This window comes from Streptosporangium brasiliense (assembly GCF_030811595.1).
Lineage (GTDB): Bacteria > Actinomycetota > Actinomycetes > Streptosporangiales > Streptosporangiaceae > Streptosporangium > Streptosporangium brasiliense.
The window spans coordinates 1722795-1744427 of record NZ_JAUSRB010000002.1 but is presented as its reverse complement, the minus strand read 5'-3'; the positions used below and the strand labels follow the sequence as shown (position 1 = coordinate 1744427).

General features: G+C 69.8%; 17 protein-coding genes. 6 read left to right on the top strand and 11 right to left on the bottom strand.

Annotation, left to right across the window (positions count from 1 at the left end):
* Positions 1-8: 8 nt before the first annotated feature.
* The 8 genes from trxA to J2S55_RS16615 all read right to left on the bottom strand — a co-directional run bounded on the left by trxA (position 9) and on the right by J2S55_RS16615 (position 9119).
* Positions 9-332 carry a thioredoxin gene (trxA, locus tag J2S55_RS16650; protein ID WP_306861578.1) on the bottom strand — a complete coding sequence of 108 codons (324 nt, stop codon included), beginning with the start codon at positions 330-332 and terminating at the stop codon, positions 9-11.
* A gap of 36 nt (positions 333-368) precedes the next feature.
* Complete coding sequence (gene trxB, locus J2S55_RS16645; RefSeq protein ID WP_306861575.1) at positions 369-1304, bottom strand: thioredoxin-disulfide reductase; 936 nt, start codon at positions 1302-1304, stop codon at positions 369-371.
* Positions 1305-1438: 134 nt separating this feature from the next.
* Positions 1439-2305, bottom strand: coding sequence for an anti-sigma factor family protein (locus J2S55_RS16640; protein ID WP_306861573.1), 867 nt, complete (start codon positions 2303-2305; stop codon positions 1439-1441).
* A complete protein-coding gene (sigM, locus tag J2S55_RS16635) occupies positions 2295-2900 on the bottom strand; it encodes an RNA polymerase sigma factor SigM (RefSeq protein WP_306861571.1) in 606 nt (201 codons plus the stop codon). The genes J2S55_RS16640 and sigM overlap by 11 nt, the downstream gene beginning before the upstream one ends.
* Positions 2901-3054: 154 nt before the next feature.
* Positions 3055-4581, bottom strand: a complete 1527-nt coding sequence (locus tag J2S55_RS16630) for a protein kinase family protein (protein WP_306861569.1) — start codon at positions 4579-4581, stop codon at positions 3055-3057.
* Positions 4582-4776: 195 nt separating this feature from the next.
* Positions 4777-6381: a murein biosynthesis integral membrane protein MurJ gene (murJ, locus tag J2S55_RS16625; RefSeq protein WP_306861567.1), complete on the bottom strand. Its 1605-nt coding sequence runs from the start codon at positions 6379-6381 to the stop codon at positions 4777-4779.
* Between the two features lie 28 nt (positions 6382-6409).
* Complete coding sequence (locus J2S55_RS16620) at positions 6410-8551, bottom strand: DUF6049 family protein (RefSeq protein ID WP_306861565.1); 2142 nt, start codon at positions 8549-8551, stop codon at positions 6410-6412.
* 46 nt (positions 8552-8597) lie between these two features.
* On the bottom strand, positions 8598-9119 hold the full coding sequence (locus tag J2S55_RS16615) for an aminoacyl-tRNA deacylase (RefSeq protein WP_306861563.1): 522 nt from the start codon (positions 9117-9119) through the stop codon (positions 8598-8600).
* Between the two features lie 160 nt (positions 9120-9279).
* Here J2S55_RS16615 and J2S55_RS16610 point away from each other — a divergent pair, with 160 nt between their 5' ends.
* Positions 9280-10680, top strand: a complete 1401-nt coding sequence (locus J2S55_RS16610) for a CCA tRNA nucleotidyltransferase (protein ID WP_306861561.1) — start codon at positions 9280-9282, stop codon at positions 10678-10680.
* Between the two features lie 58 nt (positions 10681-10738).
* Positions 10739-11974 (top strand): adenosylmethionine--8-amino-7-oxononanoate transaminase, encoded by a 1236-nt coding sequence (locus J2S55_RS16605; protein WP_306861559.1) that lies wholly within the window; start codon positions 10739-10741, stop codon positions 11972-11974.
* Here J2S55_RS16605 and J2S55_RS16600 read toward each other — a convergent pair.
* Complete coding sequence (locus J2S55_RS16600) at positions 11928-13226, bottom strand: MFS transporter (protein ID WP_306861557.1); 1299 nt, start codon at positions 13224-13226, stop codon at positions 11928-11930. The genes J2S55_RS16605 and J2S55_RS16600 overlap by 47 nt on opposite strands.
* A gap of 138 nt (positions 13227-13364) precedes the next feature.
* On the opposite strand from J2S55_RS16600, the gene idi reads away from it, so the two are divergent.
* A complete protein-coding gene (idi, locus tag J2S55_RS16595) occupies positions 13365-13946 on the top strand; it encodes an isopentenyl-diphosphate Delta-isomerase (protein ID WP_306861555.1) in 582 nt (193 codons plus the stop codon).
* 116 nt (positions 13947-14062) lie between these two features.
* Here the strand turns inward: idi and J2S55_RS16590 are convergent, their stop codons facing one another.
* Together J2S55_RS16590 and J2S55_RS16585 are read right to left on the bottom strand one after the other, a co-directional pair.
* Positions 14063-15142, bottom strand: coding sequence for an inositol-3-phosphate synthase (locus tag J2S55_RS16590; protein ID WP_306861553.1), 1080 nt, complete (start codon positions 15140-15142; stop codon positions 14063-14065).
* 27 nt (positions 15143-15169) lie between these two features.
* Entirely contained in the window at positions 15170-15859 is a 690-nt protein-coding gene (locus J2S55_RS16585; RefSeq protein WP_306861550.1) for a PadR family transcriptional regulator, read from the bottom strand.
* 545 nt (positions 15860-16404) lie between these two features.
* Here J2S55_RS16585 and J2S55_RS16580 point away from each other — a divergent pair.
* The 3 genes from J2S55_RS16580 (at position 16405) to J2S55_RS16570 (ending at position 21600) form a co-directional block, all read left to right on the top strand.
* Positions 16405-19038, top strand: coding sequence for a transglycosylase domain-containing protein (locus J2S55_RS16580; protein WP_306861548.1), 2634 nt, complete (start codon positions 16405-16407; stop codon positions 19036-19038).
* On the top strand, positions 19038-20345 hold the full coding sequence (locus tag J2S55_RS16575; protein ID WP_306861546.1) for a glycosyltransferase family 87 protein: 1308 nt from the start codon (positions 19038-19040) through the stop codon (positions 20343-20345). The genes J2S55_RS16580 and J2S55_RS16575 overlap by 1 nt, the downstream gene beginning before the upstream one ends.
* A gap of 136 nt (positions 20346-20481) precedes the next feature.
* On the top strand, positions 20482-21600 hold the full coding sequence (locus tag J2S55_RS16570) for a mannosyltransferase family protein (protein ID WP_306861544.1): 1119 nt from the start codon (positions 20482-20484) through the stop codon (positions 21598-21600).
* The last annotated feature ends 33 nt before the right edge of the window (positions 21601-21633 follow it).

The window sequence follows — 21633 nt, the reverse complement described above, 5'->3', positions numbered from 1 at the left end:
CAGGGGGCCTAGATGATGCCCTCGAGCTCGCGGAGCAGCATGGCCTTCGGCTTCGCACCGATGATCTGCTTCACGACCTCTCCGTTCTTATAGACGTTCAGGGTCGGAATCTGGAGTACGCCGTAATTGCCGGCAGTTGACGGATTCTCGTCGACGTTCAGCTTGACGATGGTCAGCTTCTCGGCCTGCTCGTTGGCGATCTCCTCCAGGATCGGCGCGACCTGGCGGCACGGGCCGCACCACTCGGCCCAGAAGTCAACGATGACGGGCTTGTCGCTCTTGAGGACGTCGGCGTCGAAGCTGGCGTCGGTCACGTTCTTGATGGCACCCAAGGTTGCTGCTCTCCCTATCCGAGGTTGCGGTCGGTCTCAGTTGTCGTCGTGGTCGCTCAGCCAGCGCTCGGCGTCCAGCGACGCGGCGGTGCCGGTGCCGGCGGCGGTGATGGCCTGGCGGTAGGTGTGGTCGACGACGTCGCCGGCGGCGAAGACACCGTCCAGGTTGGTGCGCGTGGAGGGGGAGTCGACCTTGATGTAGCCCTCGTCGTCGAGCTCCACCTGGCCCTTGACGAGCTCGGTGCGGGGGTCGTGACCGATCGCGATGAACAGGCCGGTGGCCGCGAGCTCGCTCTCCTCGCCGGTCTTGAGGTTGCGCAGGCGCACCCCGCTGACCTTGTTCTCGCCCAGGACGTCGACGACCTCGCTGTCCCAGACGAAGCGGATCTTCTCGTTCGCGAACGCGCGGTCCTGCATGATCTTGCTGGCGCGCAGCTCGTCGCGGCGGTGCACGACGGTCACCGAGCCGGCGAACCGGGTGAGGAAGATGGCCTCCTCCATGGCGGTGTCGCCGCCGCCGACGACCACGATGTCCTGGCCGCGGAAGAAGAAGCCGTCACAGGTGGCACACCAGGAGACGCCGTGGCCGGACAGCCGCTTCTCGTTGGGCACGCCCAGCTCGCGGTAGCCGGAGCCCATGGCCAGGATGACGGCCTTGGCGTGGTAGGTGTCGGTGGCGGTCTTGACGACCTTGGGAGTGACGGTCAGGTCGACCTCGACGACGTCGTCGGCGACCAGCTCGGCGCCGAACCGCTCGGCCTGCTTGCGCATGCTGTCCATGAGGTCGGGGCCCATGATGCCGTCGGGGAACCCGGGGAAGTTCTCCACCTCGGTGGTGTTCATCAGCGCGCCGCCGGCAGTGACCGATCCCTCGAAGATCAGGGGCTTGAGGTCCGCACGCGCGGAGTAGACGGCCGCCGTGTAGCCGGCGGGACCCGATCCAATGATGATCACATTCCGGACGTCCATCACTGCTGCGCCTCTCCCTTTGTCATTGCCAGTGGCGTCAACAGATCCTAGGCGTCGGTGATTCCCGGGTGAGACGAGAAGGCCCGGCATGGACGGATCCATACCGGGCTTCTCCTTGGATGGGGTGTTACCGGAGGTTAGTTCCAGCTTGCGAGGGCCGGCTTGCGCAGGTCCTCACACTGCAGACCCACGACGTGGACGCTGACCGAGTTCTTGGCCTTGTTCTGCCAGAAGACCATGATGTTGGCCTCCTGACCGTTGTAGAGGCCCTGGTCCACGGCGAACGGAGACTTCCCGACCTTGCCGGTGACCTGCTGGACGCACTGCTGGAGCTTGGCGCCGGCGCTCATGTCCTTGGCGTCGACGATCTGCGCCGGACCGATGTAGTCGAGCAGCGAGCCTCTCAGCTCCCGGTCGGTGTAGTTCCAGTTGCTGTCGGTCACCTGGTAGCCCTGACCGGAGGCGGCCAGAGGCTGGGCGGTCGGGCTGCCGCGGTCCGCGCCCGGGGCGGAGAGAACACCGCTCGTCACCACGGTCCCGCCGACCACCGCCGCCAGCACTCCCGCCGCCGCGACGGGCATCGCCCACCGGCGCCGGCGTGTGGCCCTGCGCTGCCTGGCCGGAGTGATGGTGCCGTCGTCGCCGACGACCCCGAGCCGTGTCACCGGCTCCGGTTCAGGCTCGGGGAGAGGGGCACTCTCCCACGGCGCGTCGCGCATTATGTCGTCCCAGGCCGGTGCTTCCACCAGGCCCACTCCACCTCCACGGAAGCTTTCGGCCTCTGCGGCCAGCGCGCGGTCGATCCTGAGCGCGACTCCCATCGGCATCGCCGGGGTAGGCGTCGCCGACAGCACCTCGCGGACCGCTGCCAGGTCGGCAAGGCTCTCGCCACAGGGATCGCAGACCGCGAGATGCTCGCGTACCTGCAGGGCCGTGGCGGCGTCGAGGAGACCTTCGGCCAGTTCGGCCAAGATCTCCAGGTCGTAGTGCGTATCACCCGTCACGAAGTTCTGCTCCCTTCGCGGATGAGACGCGATTCAGGTCGGATCGGTTCCGTAGGTGGGCAAGAATTGGGGCGAGTTTCGCGCGTCCGCGGGCGCATCTGCTCTTCACCGTGCCGCTCGGCACCTCCAGGACCTGGGCGGCGTCCTCGACGGAGTAGCCCATCATGTCCACGAGCACCAGCGCGGCCCGCTGGTCGGCGGGCAGGAGCTTGAGCGCGGCCGAGACCTCCATGGAGACCTCGCGCTCGGCCGTCTGGTCGAGCACCGGGGTGTCGCGCTCGGCGGCCTCGACGAGCTCGTCGTCGGCGACCGGGCGTACGGATTTCCTGCGCATGCGGTCGAGGCAGGCGTTGACCACGATGCGGTGCAGCCACGTGGTGACGGCGGCCTCGCCGCGGAAGCTGTCGGCCTTGCGATAGGCCGAGACGAAGGCGTCCTGTACGGCGTCGGCCGCCTCGTCAGGGTCGCCCAGCGTACGCAGGGCGACCGCCCACATGCGGTCGCGATGACGCTTGACTATTTCACTGAAAGCGTGCGGATCCCCGGCGATGTGCCGGGTCAGCAGCTCGGCGTCGGACACTGCGGCCCGCGCCATCTGCTGTTCCGCCGCTGGCGGGGTCTCGGGTGGGGAATTCACAAGGAGAGTCCTGCTGCCGGTCCGGGGAGAACACCACTACGTGATAGATGGTGCCACGAAATCTCCCATGATCGTCAACAAGACGGGTAAAACCGATCAAATCGCGCTGGCGTCACTTCGTGGCGAGAACCTTGACCTCATGCACGGTGCCGCGGTACTTGCCCTGGTAGGTCGGCATCTTGGTGAACCAGACCAGGACGTGGCGGCCCTTCTTCGGAGAGTCGGAGCTGAAGGTCTTCTTGCCCGAGGCGTCGGTGGACTTGCCGAGCACGGTCATGTCCTTCAGGTTCTGGGAGTCGCCGACCCTGATCTCCACGGCGCCGCCGGAACCGCTGCCGAAGTCGACCGACACCTGCTTCACCGGCATGCTCTGGTCCAGGGTGAGCATCAGTCCGACGCCGTCCTTCAACCGGCCGAAGTCCTCGGAGTTGTAGGACTCGGAGTGCCAGTCGGTGGAGGGCTTGCCGTCCACCGCGTAGAGGGCGAGCTCCGGCCGCTCGGCGCCGTCGGTGCCCAGCGGGTCGAAGCCGGTGGCGGCGGCGGGCCTCACCTCGCGGGTGGCGGCCTTCGCGGTCGGCGTGGGCGTGGCGGTCCCCTCCGCGACCGGGGTGCCGGCGTTGCCGATGCTGCGGCCGAGCGTCCAGGCGCCCAGGCCGACGGCCACCATCACCAGCAGCACGACCATGGTCATGACGACCTTGTTGACCATTCCGCCGCCGCCCGCCGGCCGCGGCTGCTGGTAGTGGTGCTGCGGCAGGGGGGTGGGCGGGCTGGGGCGCGGGGGTGACGGGGTCTCGACGCCCTCCGAGCGCGAGGCCGTCATCGGGGAGGGGGACGGCGCCACCGCCGCGGGCATCGGCATGGGCATCGGGGTGGGCCGGGGCACCGAGGCGAGGACCTCGGCGATCGCCTCCGGCGTCGTCAGCGGCTCGATGCCGCGCCTGCTCTCGGGCAGGATCGCCCGGCAGGTGATGGTGTCGAGGTAGCCGGGGACGCCCGCGGTGACCTGGCGCGGCGTGCAGAAGTGACCGTCGTCCATGGGGGCGGCGGGCAGCCCGCTCTCCTGCTCCTCGCCCGGCCAGTGGCCGGTCAGCCCGGCGTACAGCAGGCGGCCGAGCCCCTCGGCGTCGGTCCTGGCCGGGTCGTCGCTCGTCACGTCGGCCAGGACGGCGTCGACACCCACCCCCAGCAGCTTGACCGTGCTGCCGGCCGTCCACACCAGGTGCTCGGGGGTCAGGCACAGGTGGGCCAGGTCGGCCTCGTGCGCGTGGGCCAGCGCCTCGGCGGCCTCGGCCACCAGCGCGGCGGCCCGCTCCGGCTCCAGCGGTCCAGCGGTGATCATGTCGGTGAGGGTCTCCCCGCTCACCCATTCGCTGACGACGTAGGAGTGGCCGTTGTCCTCGGTGGCGTCGAAGACCTGGGTCAGCCTGGGGTCGGTCAGCCGGCTGGCGGCGCGGGCGGCCGTGACGACCTCGTTGAGGCGGGGGAAGCCGGGGTCGAACGTGTGCACGGCGACGGGCCGGGCGAGCACCTCGTCGATGGCCTTCCACAGGGTGGCCCCGCCGGACTCGTGGACGCGGTCCTCGAGGCGGAAACGCTCTGCCAGCTTCGTGCCGGGCTCGACGGCGGGGGAACTCATGAGCGCTCCGTAACTGAGAACACGACAGCGCCATGCCGGGTTGACACATCAGGACACATCACGTGATGCCGGGTGGATCCGCCCACGCCCTCCTGCTTCCATTAGCCGCATGTCGTCACACGCGTCGCACCATGGTAGTCCCGCGCCGGTTCCGCCCGTGATCTGGTTGTCAGACGCTTGGGACAACCCTTTGGGTTACCGGCCTACCCTGCCCGCAACCATTCCAACGATCGAACTCACTTCCGGGATACGCATCCGGTGTGCGATGACCAGGTAGAGAACCATACCGAGACCGCCGCCCGCGGCCAGCATGATGGCCGCGCTGAGCGGGGTCAGGTCGGTCAGCTCCTGCGTGAGCCAGAGCACGCCGAGGGCGACCAGCGCGGCCGGGAGCGCGGCGACGTACATCCGCGACAGCCCGGCGGCCACGGCGCGCCCCTGAAGGCCCCGCACCCGGCGGGCGGCGAGGGTCCAGGCGATCGCGGTGCCCACCACGTAGGTGATCGCGAACGCGGCGGCCAGGCCCATCACCACGTACTCCGCCGGGAGGAGGGAGTAGGCGAGCAGGCTGAGCGCGATGCTCACCACGGTGTTGCCCGCGCCGATGAAGACCGGCGTGCGCGTGTCGCCGAAGGCGTAGAAGACGCGCAGCAGGAGCTGGAAGATCGAGAACGGGACCAGCGCCAGGCCGAAGACCTGCAGCACGTTGCCGATGTAGACCGCCGAGTCGATGGTCATGGTGCCCCACGAGAAGATCAGCACGGTCACCGCGGGCCCCAGCACCATCAGCATCAGCCCGGCGGGGACGAGCAGCGCCGACACCAGCCGCACGCCGGAGGCGAACTCCTCCCGGACCGACTCCAGCTGCCCGTCGTGCACCGCCCGGCTCATCCGGGGCAGCATCGCGGTGATCACCGAGACCGCGATGATCCCGTAGGGGAGCTGGAAGAGCTGGAAGGCGGAGGCGTAGGCGGAGTTGCCCGCTCCGGGCGCCGCCTCACCCGCGCCGGAGGAGAGCCTGGTGGTGACGAGGAAGGCGATCTGGCTGACGCCGACGTAGGCGAAGGTCCAGACCGCGGTCCGGCCCATCTCGCCGAGCCCGGCGTCGCGCAGGTCGAACCTGGGCCGGAACCGGAAGCCCGCCCGGTGCAGCGAGACGACCAGCACCAGGCACTGGGCCACGATCCCGGCGGTGGTGCCCAGGCCGAGCAGCGCCAGGTCGGCGCCGGTGACCTTGTCGATGTCGGCGCCCGCGTCGCCGAGCAGCAGGTAGTAGACCACCAGGACGCCGATCATCACCACGTTGTTCAGCACCGGCGCCCACATGGGGGCGCCGAACCGGTCGCGGGTGTTGAGGATCGCCCCGGCGATGGCCCCGATGCCGAAGAAGGCGATCTGCGGCAGGATGTACTGGGCCAGCGTGACCGCGACCTCGATCTTCCGGGCGTTCCAGCCCTCGGTGTAGAGGCCGATCAGCGGGCGGGCGAGCAGCACGGCCAGCACCGCGACCAGGGTCAGCACCACGGTCCCCAGCGTCATCAGCCGCTGCTCGTAGGCCCGGCCGCCGTCGGGGTCGTTCTTCTGCCGTTTGACGATCATCGGGACGACGACGCTGCTCAGGATCCCGCCGATGAGGAAATCGAACAGGATGAACGGGATCGCGTAGGCGACGTTGTAGGCGTCGCCCACGTAGGCGGTGCTGATCGCCGCGGCGAGCAACGCCGTACGGACGAAACCCGTGACGCGGGAGACCATCGTCCCCGCCGCCATGATCGCGCTCGCACGCAGAACCCTGCTCATCCGCTCTCCTCCGCTAAACCGCTGGTGCTCAGGACTCGGTGCCGGCCGGTGCGCTCGCCCGCCGGGGCGGCACGGAGGCCGCCGCGGCGCGGCGGGTCCCCCGCCGGCGCAGGACGCGCATGATCACCGCTGCCAGCATCACCAGGAGCGCCGCTCCGACGATCACCAGGGCGATCCCGGTGTAGCCGGTGGTCCGCACGGTCAGCTCGACGGGTCTGCCGTATTTGCGGCCGTCCTCCGTGGTGAGCTGGACCGTCACGGTGGTCTGCCCGCCGGTCGTCGTGGTCGCGGTCATCGGGACGCGGATGGTCCGGTTCTGGCCGCCCCGGATCACGATCGGGTCGTCCTGGGCCTCGTAGGGCTCGATCTTCAGCAGGTTGGGCTGGTCGGAGGTCACCTCCAGCTTGACCTCGACCTCGTTGCCGTCGACGTCCGGGCCCAGCCCGTTGTGGACGGTGATCGGCACCTCTCCGTTCTTGCCGGCCAGCGTGCGGACCTGGGTCTGCTCGGTGCCGGTGATGGAGATCTTCCCGATCCGCTCGTCGACGGCGGTCCCGACCTGCTTGACGTACGGCGTGGCGGTCTCAGCCCTGTCCCGCCAGGCGGAGGAGGTGAGCCGGAGCAGCGCGAGGTCGAAGACGTTGGCGTCCTGCCCGGTGGTCACCGTGGACGTCAGGTCGGCGCGGGCGGCCACCCGCCTGACACTCGACACGTACGGCCTGCCGAGCTCCTTGCGCCGGTCCTGGTCGGTGTAGGTCAGGTCGGTCCGGGCCGTGGGGACGCCCTTGCCCTTCTTGATCGCGTCGAGCGTGGCCGGGGCGAGCCACGGCAGGGTGGCGGCCGTCTTGGTCAGGTCGGTCACATAGGCCGGGTCCGGGTTCCAGCGCCGGGGCGGGGCGCCGATCACGGTCCTGGAGGTGGTGACGGGCTCGGAGCCGATCATCGCGGTCTCCGCGATGAACCGCTGGCGGTTCAGCAGGGCCGCGCCGGGGACGGAGGTGTCGGCGCCGATGACCTCGCTCAGCGCCGTGTCGGCGACCAGCGCGGTGACCGGGCCGCTCACGCTCTCCACGGTCGCGGAGGCGTCCGGGGTGGTGGCGGACGGGATCGCCGGCGGCAGGTTCGGCGCGTTCAGCAGCACGGTGCGGACGCCGCCGGTGGCCAGCAGGTCCAGCCCGTCGTAGTCGAGCAGCCCGTTCGCCGGCCAGTTGACGTCGGTGCGGACGTCGCGGCCGAGGATCTCCTTGGCGACGGTCCCGGCCGCCTTGATCCCGGTCGAGGTGATGTCGTCGACGCCGTTGTGGGCCAGCGCGGCCACGTCGGGGTCGGCGTAGGGGGTGGCCACGACCGGAGGCTCGGCGAGGGCCGTGCGGAGCTCACCGAGCCACTTGGCGGCCGTGGCGTCCGCCGGGTGGCTCTCGCCCGCCTCCTCGGTCCGGACCGTGTGCGCCTTGCTCAGCGCCCGCGCGTCGTCGAGCAGGGCGGGGTCGACCACCCAGGTGAGCCCCTTGGCCGAGGCCGTGTCCTGGGCGATCTTCAGCAGGTTGCCCAGGCGCTTGCCCTCGGCCATGGACGCCGACAGGCCGTCGTTGACGAAGATGCGGTCGTCGGCCCGGCGGGGCTGGTCGATGATCGGCAGGACCATGGCGAGCCTGGTGCGGGGCACCTTGGTGCCCTTGGGCAGGTAGGTGACGAAGGTGCGCTGGACGGCGAGCTGCTGGCCGAGCGGGTCGAGCACCTCGACCATGACCGGGTAGACGCCGAACCGGGACAGGCCCAGCTGCTGCGCCGTGGTGGGGAACTCCCACGGCACCTTGGCCGAGGGCGCGACCTGCGGGACGCTGGACTGGGTCCAGGTGACGGGCTGGAACGCCTGGCCGCTCAGGTAGGACGCCATGTCGGCGCGCTGGGCGAACGGCTGGGACGAGTAGCGCATCCGGATCCGGAGGTTGGTGAGGGCCTCGGTGCCGGGGTTGGTGAAGGAGCCGGAGATCTTGATCTCGGACGTCGGCTCACGGGGCACGTCGGGGCTGATCGCCTCCACCACGAGCTGTGGGCTCTGGCGGCTCACCGTGGTCGTCTGGGCGTTCGCCGTAGCAGGAAACACCACGGCCGCTGTGGAGAGCAGCGTGGTGGTGAGCACGGCGAGCAGCGCGGCCTTGTTGATCACATGCCGGCCATGGGTCGAGTACGGCGCACGCCCGTAATGCTATGGCCTATCCAGCGAGGGGAAAGGTCGTCTGCTCTCTCCGTGACCGGGAATGGACTAGGTCAATGGGCTTCCCTGAGACAAGTGTGAGCAGGTGGTCGGCGCGTATCCGCAGCGCCGTGTGACGCTCCCCGGTGGGAGTGTGAACGATCTGCGCGGTCCCGGTGAGCCGCTCGTCGACCAGCACGGTCAGCCCGTCGGGCAGCAGCAGCGGGCAGATCAGCCCGGCGGCGTAGTCGGTGACGGAGTTCACGGTGAAGGCCGAGGCGGGCCGGACCCGGCGGGCGCCCAGGGTGCCGCCGATCACGCCGAGCGGGAGGGGGGATCCGACAGTGCTGACGACCGCGACGGACTCGCGGCCGATCCGGGTCGTGACCTCGAAGACTGTGACCTCCACGCAGGTCGCCGGGCTCGCGGACAGCAGCTCCGGCAGCTCGTCGACGCATGTCATCGCGCGCGGAAGGCGTACGATCTCATGGTGGACCTGGTGTGCGAGGAGCCAGCGGTGGATCGCGAGGGCGTCCTTCATGTATGTGCTCCTTGCCTCGACGCACGGCCCCCGACGGTCTCCTGACTGACCGTAACCTGGTGATCGCTTCAGGTGTATCCCCAGAGGGGAACATGTTCCGTAACCGAAGGACCTACCCGGCTTGTCCCTTTCAAATCTGTCTGAGAGCCAGCGACACGGCATGAGCGAGCTGTTCCGAAAGATCGCTCCTGTGGCCGATGAGCTCGGCGAACTGTTCGCCGCCCGGGGGTACCAGATCGCCCTCGTGGGCGGCTCCGTCCGCGACGTCTTCCTCGGCAGGATCGGCAACGATCTCGACCTGACCACGGACGCGCGCCCTGAGGCGGTCCTGGAGCTCATCCGGGACTGGGCCGACTCCATCTGGACGATCGGCATCGACTTCGGCACGGTCGGCGTGCGCAAGGGCAACTGGCTGCTGGAGATCACCACCTACCGCAGCGAGTCCTACGGCCCCGCCTCGCGCAAGCCCGAGGTGGCCTACGGCGACACGCTGGAGGGCGACCTCGCCCGGCGTGACTTCGCGGTCAACGCGATGGCGCTGCGCCTGCCGTCCCGCGAGTTCGTGGACCCGCACGGCGGCCTCGACGACCTGCACGCCAGGGTGCTGCGCACGCCCGGCCCTCCCGAGCGGTCCTTCGACGACGACCCGCTGCGGATGCTCCGCGCCGCCAGGTTCGCCAGCCAGCTCGGCTTCGCCGTGGACCCCGGGGCGTTCGCCGCGATGACCGCGATGGCCGAGCGGATCGAGATCGTCTCGGCCGAGCGGATCCGCGACGAGCTGAACAAGCTGATCTGCGGCGAGCACCCCCGCGAGGGGCTCAAGATCCTCGTCGACTCCGGGCTCGCCTCCCACGTCCTGCCCGAGCTGCCCAAGCTCCGTCTGGAGATCGACGAGCACCACCGGCACAAGGACGTCTACGAGCACACGCTGATCGTGCTGGAGCAGGCGATCGACCTGGAGGAGAGCGGCCCCGACCGCATCCTGCGCTGGGCGGCGCTCCTGCATGACGTGGGCAAGCCCAAGACCCGCCGCCACGAGCCCGGCGGGCGGGTCTCCTTCCACCACCACGAGGTGGTGGGCGCGCAGCTGGCCAAGAAGCGCATGTCGGAGCTGAAGTTCCCCAAGGACGTGGTGGCCGACGTCTCCCGCCTGGTGGAGCTCCACCTGCGCTTCCACGGCTACGGCACCGGGGAGTGGACCGACTCGGCGGTGCGCCGCTACGTCCGCGACGGCGGGCACCTGCTCGAACGCCTGCACAAGCTGACCCGCGCCGACTGCACCACGCGCAACAGGCGCAAGGCCCAGGTCCTGTCCCGGACCTACGACCAGCTCGAGGAGCGCATCGCCCGGCTGGCCGACGAGGAGGAGCTGGGGAAGATCCGCCCCGAGCTCGACGGCAACGAGATCCAGGCGCTCCTGGGTGTCGCCCCGGGCCCGGTCGTCGGCCGCGCCTACAAGTTCCTCCTGGACATGCGCCTGGACAAGGGCGTCATCGGCAAGGAGGCCGCCGCCGACGCACTGCGCGGGTGGGCTCACGAGAACGGGCTGCTCCCTGAGTAGGGGCGCGGGCCACGACGGCGCGGTGGGCCCGGACGGCCTCGCGGGCCCGGACGGCGCCGTGAGCCCCGACGGTCTCGCGGGCCTGGACCGTGAGCACGTCTGGCACCCCTACGCGGCCGTGCCGCCGCGGGGGCCGGTCCACGTGGTCTCCCGGGCCGAGGGGGTACGGCTGACGCTCGCCGACGGCCGGGAGCTGGTCGACGGGATGTCGTCGTGGTGGGCGGCGATCCACGGCTACAACCACCCCCGGCTCAACCAGGCGCTGAAGGACCAGGTCGAGGACATGGCGCACGTCATGTTCGGCGGGCTCACCCACGGGCCCGCCGTACGGCTGGCCCACACGCTGGCCACCATGACCGGGCTGCCGAAGGTGTTCATCGCCGACTCCGGCTCGGTGGCCGTCGAGGTCGCGATCAAGATGGCCTTCCAGTTCACCGGCAGGAGCCGCCTGCTCACGGTCAGGGGCGGATACCACGGCGACACCTTCGGGGCGATGGCCGTCTGCGACCCGGTCAACGGCATGCACCACCTGTTCTCCGGCGCGCTGCCCCGGCACGTGTTCGCCGAACGGCCGCCGGCGGAGTTCGACGAGGGCTACGCGGTCCGGCTGGCGGAGCTGGTCGCCCGGCACGCCCACGAGCTGGCGGCGATCATCGTGGAGCCGGTCGTCCAGGGGGCGGGCGGCATGCACTTCTACCACCCGGCCTACCTGCGCCGGCTCCGCGAACTGGCCGACGAGCACGGCGTCCTGCTGATCGCCGACGAGATCGCCACCGGGTTCGGCCGGACCGGTGAGCTGTTCGGGTGCGACCACGCCGGCGTGCGGCCCGACATCATGTGCCTGGGCAAGGCGCTGACCGGCGGCTACCTGTCGCTGGCCGCGACGCTGTGCACCGAGCGGGTGGCGGCGGGCATCGGGGTGCTGATGCACGGGCCGACCTTCATGGGCAACCCGCTGGCCACCGCCGTCGCCGGCGCCTCCCTGGAGCTCCTGGCGGAGCGTCCGTGGCGCGAGGAGGTCAAGCGGATCGAGACCGGCCTGGCCGAGGGCCTGGCGGAGGCCGCGCGGGCGCCCGGGGTCAAGGACGTGCGGGTGCTGGGCGCGATCGGGGTCGTCGAGACCCACGAGCCCGTCGACGTCGCGGCGGTCCAGGACGTCGTCATGCGGCACGGGGTCTGGCTCCGCCCGTTCGGCCGGCTGATCTACACGATGCCGCCCTACTCGATCGGCGACGACCTGGAGAGGATCACGACGGCGATGACGGCAGCGGCTCGGGCGCTCGGCCCGGGGTGACCACCCGGTAGAGCGCCGCGCCGCCCACGTATCCGGCGGTGATGAGCCCCAGCACCAGCATCGACCGGCCGTCGGCCGGCAGCAGTGTCGCGGCCAGCGCCGCGGCCAGCACGTAGGTGCCGTTGAAGAGCATGTCGTAGATCGAGAAGGCCCGGCCGAGATAGGCGTCCTCGACGTCACGCTGGACGCTCGTGTCCGCGCAGATCTTGATGCTCTGCCCGGCGACGCCGAGCACGAAGCCGCCGACCGCGAAGCCCCACTGCTGGAAGGAGAAGCAGAGGGCGAACGTCAGCACCCCGGCGGTGGCGAGCATGGCCGGCACCCACCGCTCGATGCCGAAGCGCTCGGTGGCCCACGGCGTGACCAGGATGGCCAGGGCGTAGCCGACCCCGGAGGTGGCGACCACGAGGGAGGCGGCGTTCAGTGCGTCCTCGGCGCTGTCGGCGAAGTAGTAGCGCGACAGCATCACCAGCATCGCCGTGCACATGCCGTACATGAACCGGTGGGTGGCCATCGCCCCCATCGCGGCCGCGGCGGCCCGGTGGTGGACGATGTGCCGCACGCCGTCGGCCATGCCGGTCAGCACGTGGCGCACGGCCTCGCGGGCCTGCGGCCGGTCGGGGTCGTAGGCCGGGCCGAGCAGCCGCCTGTCCATGGTCCTGGAGATGAGCGCGCTGAACCCGAAGACGAGGCCGGAGACGATCAGCAGCACCGCGGTGCCCTGGTGGTCGGCCCCGAAGACCTTCCGCAGCAGGTAGCCCGCGCCCACGCCGACGAAGGTCAGCACGGTGCCGGAGGTGGGGGTGACCGCGTTGGCCACCATCAGCCGGTCGGCCAGGACGACGTGCGGGAGCGAGGCCCCCAGCGCGGCGAGGAAGAAGCGGTTGACCCCGAGGACGGCGAGCGCGGCGGTGTAGAAGAGCCCGTCGGGGGCGCCGGCGGCGACGAGGGCCGCGGCCACCAGCAGCAGCGCCCCGCGGACCATCGGTGCGATCACCAGGATCTGCCGCCGGGACCAGCGGTCGATGAACACGCCGACGAAGGGCCCCAGGATCGAGTAGGGCAGGAACAGCACGGCCAGCCCGGCGGCGATCGCGACGGCGCTGGTGCTCTTCTCCGGGCTGAAGAAGGCGAATCCGGTTACGCCGAACTGGAAGATCCCGTCGGAGAACTGTGAGACCAGGCGGGTGCCGAACAGCCGCCGGAAGTCCCGACCTTCCAGGACCACGCGTAGATCGGATACGAATGACACGCGCTCAGCCTACGCTCGACCGCCCCCGCGGAGACATCAGGAACTTCCCTGATATGCGTGAACGGACATTTCCTCACCTTTCGTGATCTAAAGCTGATCGGACATGACAGAGCGGCATGGTCACGTACCCTCGATCGGGTGACGCCTCATGAACACGTCGTGCTCGTCGACCCCGAGGGCAACGCGATCGGCACGGCCCCCAAGGCCGTGGTGCACGGTCCCGACACCCCTCTCCACCTCGCCTTCTCCAGCTACGTGTTCGACGGGCAGGGGCGGGTGCTGCTCACCCGCAGGGCGTCGCACAAGATCACCTGGCCCGGGGTGTGGACCAACAGCTGCTGCGGCCACCCCCTGCCCGGCGAGCCGATGCCGGAGGCGGTGACCCGCCGGCTCGCCCACGAGCTGGGGCTGCGGGCCGGCCGGGTCGACCTGCTGCTGCCGCGCTTCTCCTACCGGGCGGTCATGGACAGCGGGATCGTCGAGCACGAGCTCTGCCCGGTCTACCGGGTGGTCGTCGGGTCCGACGCGGTGCCCAACCCCGACGAGGTCGACGACGTGCGCTGGATGCCGTGGAAGGAGTTCGTCGACGGGGTGCTCGGCCACCGGCTGGCCGTCTCCCCGTGGTGCCTCGAACAGCTCCCCCATCTGGCCGAACTCGGCGCCGACCCCCTCGCCTGGCCGGTCGCCGACCCGGCCGGGCTGCCCGCCGCCGCCCGCTGACCACCGCCCGCTGACCACCGTCGCCGGCCCGGCCGACAGATCCGGCCGCCGGCCCGGCCGAAAGACGCGGACAGGCCCCCGCCCGGACGGGCGGGGGCCTGTTCACTGCCGGGCGCTCAGCGCTCGACCTCGCCGCGGATGAACTTCTCCACGTATTCGCGGGCCTCGTCGTCGGAATACTGCTCCGGCGGGGACTTCATGAAGTAGGAGGAGGCCGACAGGATCGGCCCGGCGATGCCCCGGTCCAGGGCGATCTTCGCGGCGCGGACCGCGTCGATGATGATGCCGGCGGAGTTGGGGGAGTCCCAGACCTCCAGCTTGTACTCCAGGTTCAGCGGGGTGTCGCCGAAGGACCTGCCCTCCAGGCGGACGTAGGCCCACTTGCGGTCGTCGAGCCACGGCACGTGGTCCGACGGGCCGATGTGCACGTCGGCCTTGCCCATCTCGTGCGGGATCTGGGAGGTGACGGACTGGGTCTTGGAGATCTTCTTGGACTGCAGGCGCTTGCGCTCCAGCATGTTCATGAAGTCCATGTTCCCGCCGAAGTTGAGCTGGTAGGTGCGGAGCAGCTCGACCCCGCGGTCCTCGAACAGCTTGGCCATCACGCGGTGCGTGATGGTGGCGCCGACCTGGGACTTGATGTCGTCGCCGACGATCGGGACACCGGCGTCGGTGAACTTCTGGGCCCACACCGGGTCGGAGGCGATGAACACCGGCAGCGCGTTGACGAAGGCGACCTTGGCGTCGAGGGCGCACTGGGCGTAGAAGCGGTCCGCCTCCTCCGACCCGACGGGCAGATAGGAGACCAGGACGTCGACCTTGCTGTCCTTGAGGACCTGCACGACGTCGACCGGGATCTCGTCGGACTCCTCGATCATGTCGCGGTAGAACTCGCCGAGACCGTCGAAGGTGTGGCCGCGCTGCACGGTGACGCCCAGGGGCGGCACGTCGCAGATCTTGATGGTGTTGTTCTCCGAGGCCACGATCGCCTCGGACAGGTCACGCCCGACCTTCTTGGCGTCGACGTCGAAAGCCGCGACGAACTCGACGTCGCCGACGTGGTAGTCGCCGAACTTGACGTGCATCAGGCCCGGCACCCGGGCGCCGGGGTCGGCGTCCCTGTAGTAGTGCACGCCCTGCACGAGCGACGTGGCACAGTTGCCTACACCGACAATGGCTACGCGCACCGAACCCATGGCACTCGCTCCCCTTGTTCTGAGTGGTCAGTTGTCTTCCGGGGCGGCACGCCGCCCCGAGTCATCCGCTCCGGGCGCGGGCGCCCGGAGCGTTCCTTCTTGTGTGGACTGTCCTTGTGCGGACTGCCGCTCTTCGTCGGCCGAGGAGCCGCGTCGCTCGGTGGCGATCAGCTCATTCAACCAGCGCACTTCGCGTTCGACCGACTCCAGGCCGTGACGCTGCAGCTCAAGGGTGTAGCTGTCGAGCCGCTCCCTCGTGCGGGCGAGAGCCGTGCGCACGCCGTCCAGCCGCTCCTCCAGCCGGCTGCGGCGTCCTTCCAGGATGCGCAGGCGGACCTCGGCCTCGGTGTGCCTGAAGAAGGCGAAATGGACCCCGAAGCTCTCGTCCTCCCAGGCGGACGGGCCTGCCTGGGTGAGGAGCTCCTGGAGCCGTTCCTTGCCCTCCGCGGTCAGCTTGTAGACGATCTTCGACCGACGCCCGGTGAGCGTTATGGGGCTCTCCGTAGGGGCAGAGGCCGTGTCGGACGCGCTGTCCTCCACGATGAGCCCGTCGGTCAGCAGCTGCCGGAGGCAAGGGTAGAGCGAACCGTAGGAGAACGCCCGGAACATGCCGAGCAGAGCGTTGAGCCGTTTGCGCAGCTCATAGCCGTGTAATGGGGTCTCGTGCAGCGACCCGAGCACGGCGAGCTCCAGCACGCCACCGCGTCCACCGGCCACTGGAAACCACCACCTCTCGCGCCGATGTATCGAGCCGATACATCTTGAGGATACGTCGAACCAACATATCTCTGCAATTAACGACTTTCCCAAGAGGTTGGGAGCAAACAGTAAAAAGCCGTAGTGTGACGCCTATGTGGTCATGGCGAATGGTGGCGGGCGATGGCCCCCGCATGGCCGGGACCGCCTTCCAATACGGGGAATCCCACGCTCACGTGGGAGAGGTCTGCCAAGGTTGTTCTCGGAACCACCCGCAGGTCTCGTCCGTCCCCGGGAATGGAGATCCACCCGCAGGAGTCGGCTACCACTAAGCCAAGGTGGTGAGATCCTCCGTGATCTGGAGGTAATCTCACCCGCCAGCACGCCGTCGTAGACCCCGATGACCCGAACGAGGACGCGTGAGTCACAGCAACAGCCATGACCCGGAGCCGGACGGACGCCAGCAGCGCCCGGACGCGTCGGCTCGCCAGGGGCGGCGCCGTCGCTCGAACCCAGGTGCCGCTCCCCGTGCAGTTCCCCCGCCCCAGCCGTCCCAAACCGGTGACATGAGCTGGAACCAGTCCCAGGCGCAGACGCAGGTGCAAGGGCGGGCGCAGGGCATGGGACCCGACCCTCGGGACTTCGGGCGGGCACCGCAGGGCGCCGGGTACGACCCCCGGGAGACCGGCCGGATGCCGCAGGGCGCCGGGTACGACCCGCAGGGCGCCGGGCCGCGCCGGCGCGACACCGACCCGGGCGGGGGCCGTCGCCCCGAGGCCGCCTTCGAGGACACCCAGGCCATGCTCGCCGCCCAGGCCAGAAGCGAGCGGTCGGCGGGCTCCGGCCCCGGTGACACCGGCGGGCGCGGCAGGCGGGGGCGCGGCACGCGCGGCGCGGCGGGCCCGCAGGGGCGCGCGGGCTCCGGCGGGCCGGGGGGTCCCGCCGGACGCGGTCCCGGCGACGGAGACGGCCCCGGCGACGATGACGGGCACGACAGGCCGGGGCGCCAGGGCTGGAAGCGCTTCCTGCCCAACTGGAAGATCGTGGTGGCCAGCTTCACCGTCCTCGCCGCGGGCGTCTTCGGCATGATCGCGGTCGCCTACGCCAACACGCCCGTCCCCAAGGTGACCCAGGACAGCGTCGACGACCAGGGCAGCGTCATCTACTACAGCGACAAGAGCGTGCTCGCCCGCCTCGGCGTCAAACGGACGATCGTGACGATCGACAAGATCCCGCGGCACGTCCAGGACGCGGTGATCGCCGCGGAGAACCGCAGCTTCCGCGAGGACAACGGCATCGACTTCAAGGGCATGGCCAGATCGCTGCTGAGCACCGTGAGCGGCGAGCAGGTCCAGGGCGCCTCGACCATCACCCAGCAGATGGCCCGTAACTACTACGGCGGCCTCAGCCAGGAACGGTCGATCCAGCGGAAGATCAAGGAGATCTTCGTCGCGGTCAAGCTGGACAAGGAACTGTCCAAGGACACGATCCTCGCGCAGTATCTCAACACCATCTACTTCGGCCGCGGCGCCTACGGCATCCAGGCCGCCGCGCAGGCGTTCTTCAACAAGAACGTCGGCGAGCTGACCCCGCAGATGGGCGCCTACCTCGCCGGCCGCATCCAGAACCCCGACGCCTTCGACCAGGCCGAGAAGGCCAAGAACCTGGCCCCCACCCAGGAGCGCTACGACTACGTGATCAAGGGCATGGCCCAGCTCGACCCCGGCAAGTACGGCCCGCTGCCCGCCAAGTTCCCCACGGCCCCCAAGCGGATCGCCCTGCGGACCAAGGACTACTACCAGGGCATCAAGGGCTACATGATCACCGAGATCCTCCGGGAGCTCGAGAAGCGGGGCATCAGCCAGGAGGACGTCGAGCAGCGCGGTTACAAGATCTACTCGACGTTCGACAAGAAGCTGATGCTCGCGGCCAAGAAGGCCGTCGAGGAGAACACCTCCGGTCTCTCCTCCGAGATCCACACCGGGCTCGCGGCCGTCGACCCCCGCAACGGGAGGGTCGTCGCCTTCTACGGGGGCCCCAGCTTCACCAAGCGTGAGTGGAACGACGCGTTCATGTCCGAGAAGCAGGCGGCGTCGGCGTTCAAGCCCTACGTCCTGGCCGCCTGGCTGGAGGAGGGCAACAGCCTCAACAGCTACCTGTCGGGCAAGGGGCCGATCAAGGCGCCGGGCACCAAGGACATCAAGAACTCCCACGACGTCCCCGGCGGCTCGGTCAACACCATCAGGGCCACCGCCGAGTCCATCAACACGGCGTTCGTGCAGATGGGCATGGAGGTCGGCCTGGACAAGGTCATCCAGATCGCGGCCGGCGCGGGCCTCAGTGAGCAGAAGCTCAAGGAGACCCAGGCCAGGCACGCCTTCGCGCTCACCATCGGGTCGGGCCCGGTCACCCCGGTCCAGCAGGCCGGCGGCTACTCGATCTTCGCCAACGAGGGCAAGCACTACGAGAACCACGTCGTGATCGAGGTCACCGACCGCGACAAGACGAAGGTGATCAAGGAGAGCGTCCAGCCGACCCAGGTCATCAGCCCCGACAGCGCGGCCGACGCCATCGTCGCGCTGCAGCAGGTGGTCAAGGACCCGCGCGGCACCGGCAGGGCCGCGGCCCTGCCCGACCGGCCGGTGGCGGGCAAGACCGGCACCAACGACGAGAACAAGGAAGCCTGGTTCGTCGGGTTCACCCCGCAGCTGTCCACCGCCGTCGGCATGTACCGGCAGGACAAGAAGACCAACGGCGAGATCTCGCTGGGCGCCGACATCCAGGGCGCCACCTACCCCACCCGGGTGTGGCACGCCTTCATGGCGGAGGCCATGAAGGGCAAGGAGGTCCTCCAGTTCCCGCCGCGCGCCAACGTCGGCGCGGACAAGAACCTCGCGCCCAAGCCCGTCCCGACGCCGACCCCGACGCCGGAGCCCGACGACCAGGGCTGCCTGCCCGGGGACATCACCTGCGACTCCGGCGACGGCACCGGCTTCCCCGACGAGGATGGCCAGCCGACCACGCCCGACGACCAGGGCTGCCTGCCCGGGGACATCACCTGCGACTCCGGCGACGGCACCGGTCTCCCCGACGGTGACGGCGGCGACATCGGTGACGGCGGCGACATCGGCAGCGGCGGCGGCGCTCCCCCGGCGGTCGCGCCGGACCCCCGGCACCGGTCGTCCGGGCAGCGTCCCTGATGGACAGCCTCCAGTCGGCGCGGAGCACGGTGTCCGGCCTCGGCGCGCGGGCGGTCCCCTACGTGCCCCTGGCCCTGTTCGCGGGGCTGGGGGCGGTGCTCGCCTACCTGTGGAAGTGGCCCTGCCGCTTCGGCGGGGCCTGGAACCACGGGACCCTGCAGTTCACGAACTTCTGCTACACCGACATCTACCCGCTGTGGTGGAACGAGAAGCTGAACGAGGGCAAGGTCCCCTACTTCGGTCATCCGGTGGAGTATCCCGTCGGCATCGGCGGGATCATGGAGTTCTTCCGCCGGATCGTCACGCCCATGAGCGACCCCGGGACGGCGTTCTACGACCTGACCGTGATCCTCATGGCGCTCTGCCTGGTCGTCGGCGTGCTGCTGATGGCCGCGCTGGCCGGGCCGGCCCGGCGCTGGGACGCGCTCTGGTACGCCCTGGCCCCCGCGCTGATCCTGACCGCCTACATCAACTGGGACCTGGCCGCCAACGCCCTGGCGCTGGGCGCGCTGCTCGCCTGGGCGAAGCAGCGGCAGTGGCTGGCCGGCGTCCTGCTCGGTCTGGCGATCGCCACCAAGTTCTACCCGCTGATGTTCCTCGGCCCGCTGTTCCTGCTGACGCTGCGGACCGGTAAATGGATGCCGTTCCTCAAGACGGTCGGCGGCGCGGCCGGGATCTGGCTCCTCGTCAACGTGCCGATCATGTTGACGGCCTTCGACGGTTGGAAGCGGTTCTACGTCTTCAGCCAGGAGCGCCCGGCCGACTGGGGCTCGATCTGGTATTTCTTCAACCAGAAGCAGTGGCCGATCCTCGGCGACGCCGAGCGGCTCGACACGCTGGGTGTCCTGTCGCTGGCGGCGTTCTGCCTGGCGATCGCGGTGCTCACGGTGACGGCCAAGACCCGTCCCCGGCTGATGCAGCTGTGCTTCCTCACCCTGGCCGCGTTCATGCTGACCAACAAGGTGTGGTCGCCCCAGTACGTGCTCTGGCTGGTCCCGTTCGCGGTGCTGGCCCGGCCCAACTGGAAGGCGATCGCGCTCTGGCAGGTCGCCGAGTGCTGGTACTTCTTCGCGATCTGGCTCTATCTGGTCGGCATCCAGCCGGGCAACGAGGCGCTGGGCATCTCCGGCGACACCTACTTCACCGCGGTGTGGGGCCGGGCGATCACCATCCTGATCATGATGGGTCTCGTCGTGCGGGACGTCCTGCGGCCGGACAAGGACGTGATCCGGCAGGACGGGACCGACGACCAGGCCGGTGGCGTCTTCGACGGGGCCCCCGACCGGTTCAGGATCGCGCTCTCGTAGTCTCTCCCGGTCCCCGGCGGGCCGCTGTCCCGCGGCTCCCGGTGGCCGCTGTCCCGCGTCGACTGGCCAGTGGTGGTCAATTTCATGACATTTCCGGCTGGCCGTAGAGCATCCTGATCCACCACAATTCCAGCATATGATCACCCCCCGCGAGTCTCCGCGCGACACCGCGACGGAGGCACTCATGCTCTGGCTGAGCTCCCGGCTGGGAATCGTCGTCCTCGCCGTCGTGGGGGCCGGGGCGATGTCGGGGGGAGAAGCCGTTGCGCCGTTCCTGGACCGCTGGAAGCACTGGGACACCGCGCTCCTCATCACCATCGCCGAGCACGGCTACGGCGGCGACCCCGCCGCCGAACCGGACAAGGGGCTGCCCGCGTTCTTCCCGGGGATGCCGTTGACGCTCCGCGCGGTGCACGCGGTCGTGGGCGACTGGACGCTCGCCGGGCTGCTGATCTCCTTCGTGGCCGGCGCCGTCGCGACGGTGGCGCTGGCCAGGCTCGCCGAGTTCGAGGGGCCGCCGGGCGCCGGATGGCGCGCGGTGCTGGCGCTGCTGCTCTGGCCGATGTCGGTGTTCCTGTTCACCGGCTACAGCGAGGCCCTGTTCCTGGCCTTCGCGATCCCGGCCTGGCTGGCGGCGCGTCAGGGCCGCTGGCCGCTGGCCGCCGGCCTCGCGGCGGGCGCCTCCTGCATGCGGATCACCGGACTGTTCCTGGCCCTCGCGCTGATCGTGGAGTTCTTCACCAGGCGGCAGGCCGTACGGCAGGCGTGGCTGCTGGTGCTGCCGTTCGTGCCGCTGGCGCTCTACTCCGCCTACCACTACAGCCGCAGCGGTGACTGGATGGCGTGGAAGCACGCCCAGGAGGCCGGGTGGGGGCGGCACATGGTGTGGCCGTGGGAGTCGCTGATCACGACGTGGAACTCGGCCATGGGAGAGGGGCGGTTCGCCTGGGCGTTCCGGCTGGAGATAGCCGGGGCGGTCGTCGGGGTCGGGCTCGTGCTGGTCCTGCTCTACCTGCGGCGGTGGAGCGAGTTCATCTATGTGGGGCTCCAGGTCGGCGCCCTGGTCTGCTCCGCCTACTACCTGTCGATCCCGCGCTCGGCGCTGCTGTGGTGGCCGCTCTTCCTGCTCATCGCGCGGGCCGGCACTCCGGGCGCGCGCTGGAGACGGTGGGTGATCCTCGGCTACGCGCTGGTGGTCGGCCCGCTGATGGTGCTCAACACGCTGACTTTCATGGACGGCGCCTGGGTGGGATAACTCTCCTTACCCACCCTTGGCGCGGAGTAATCC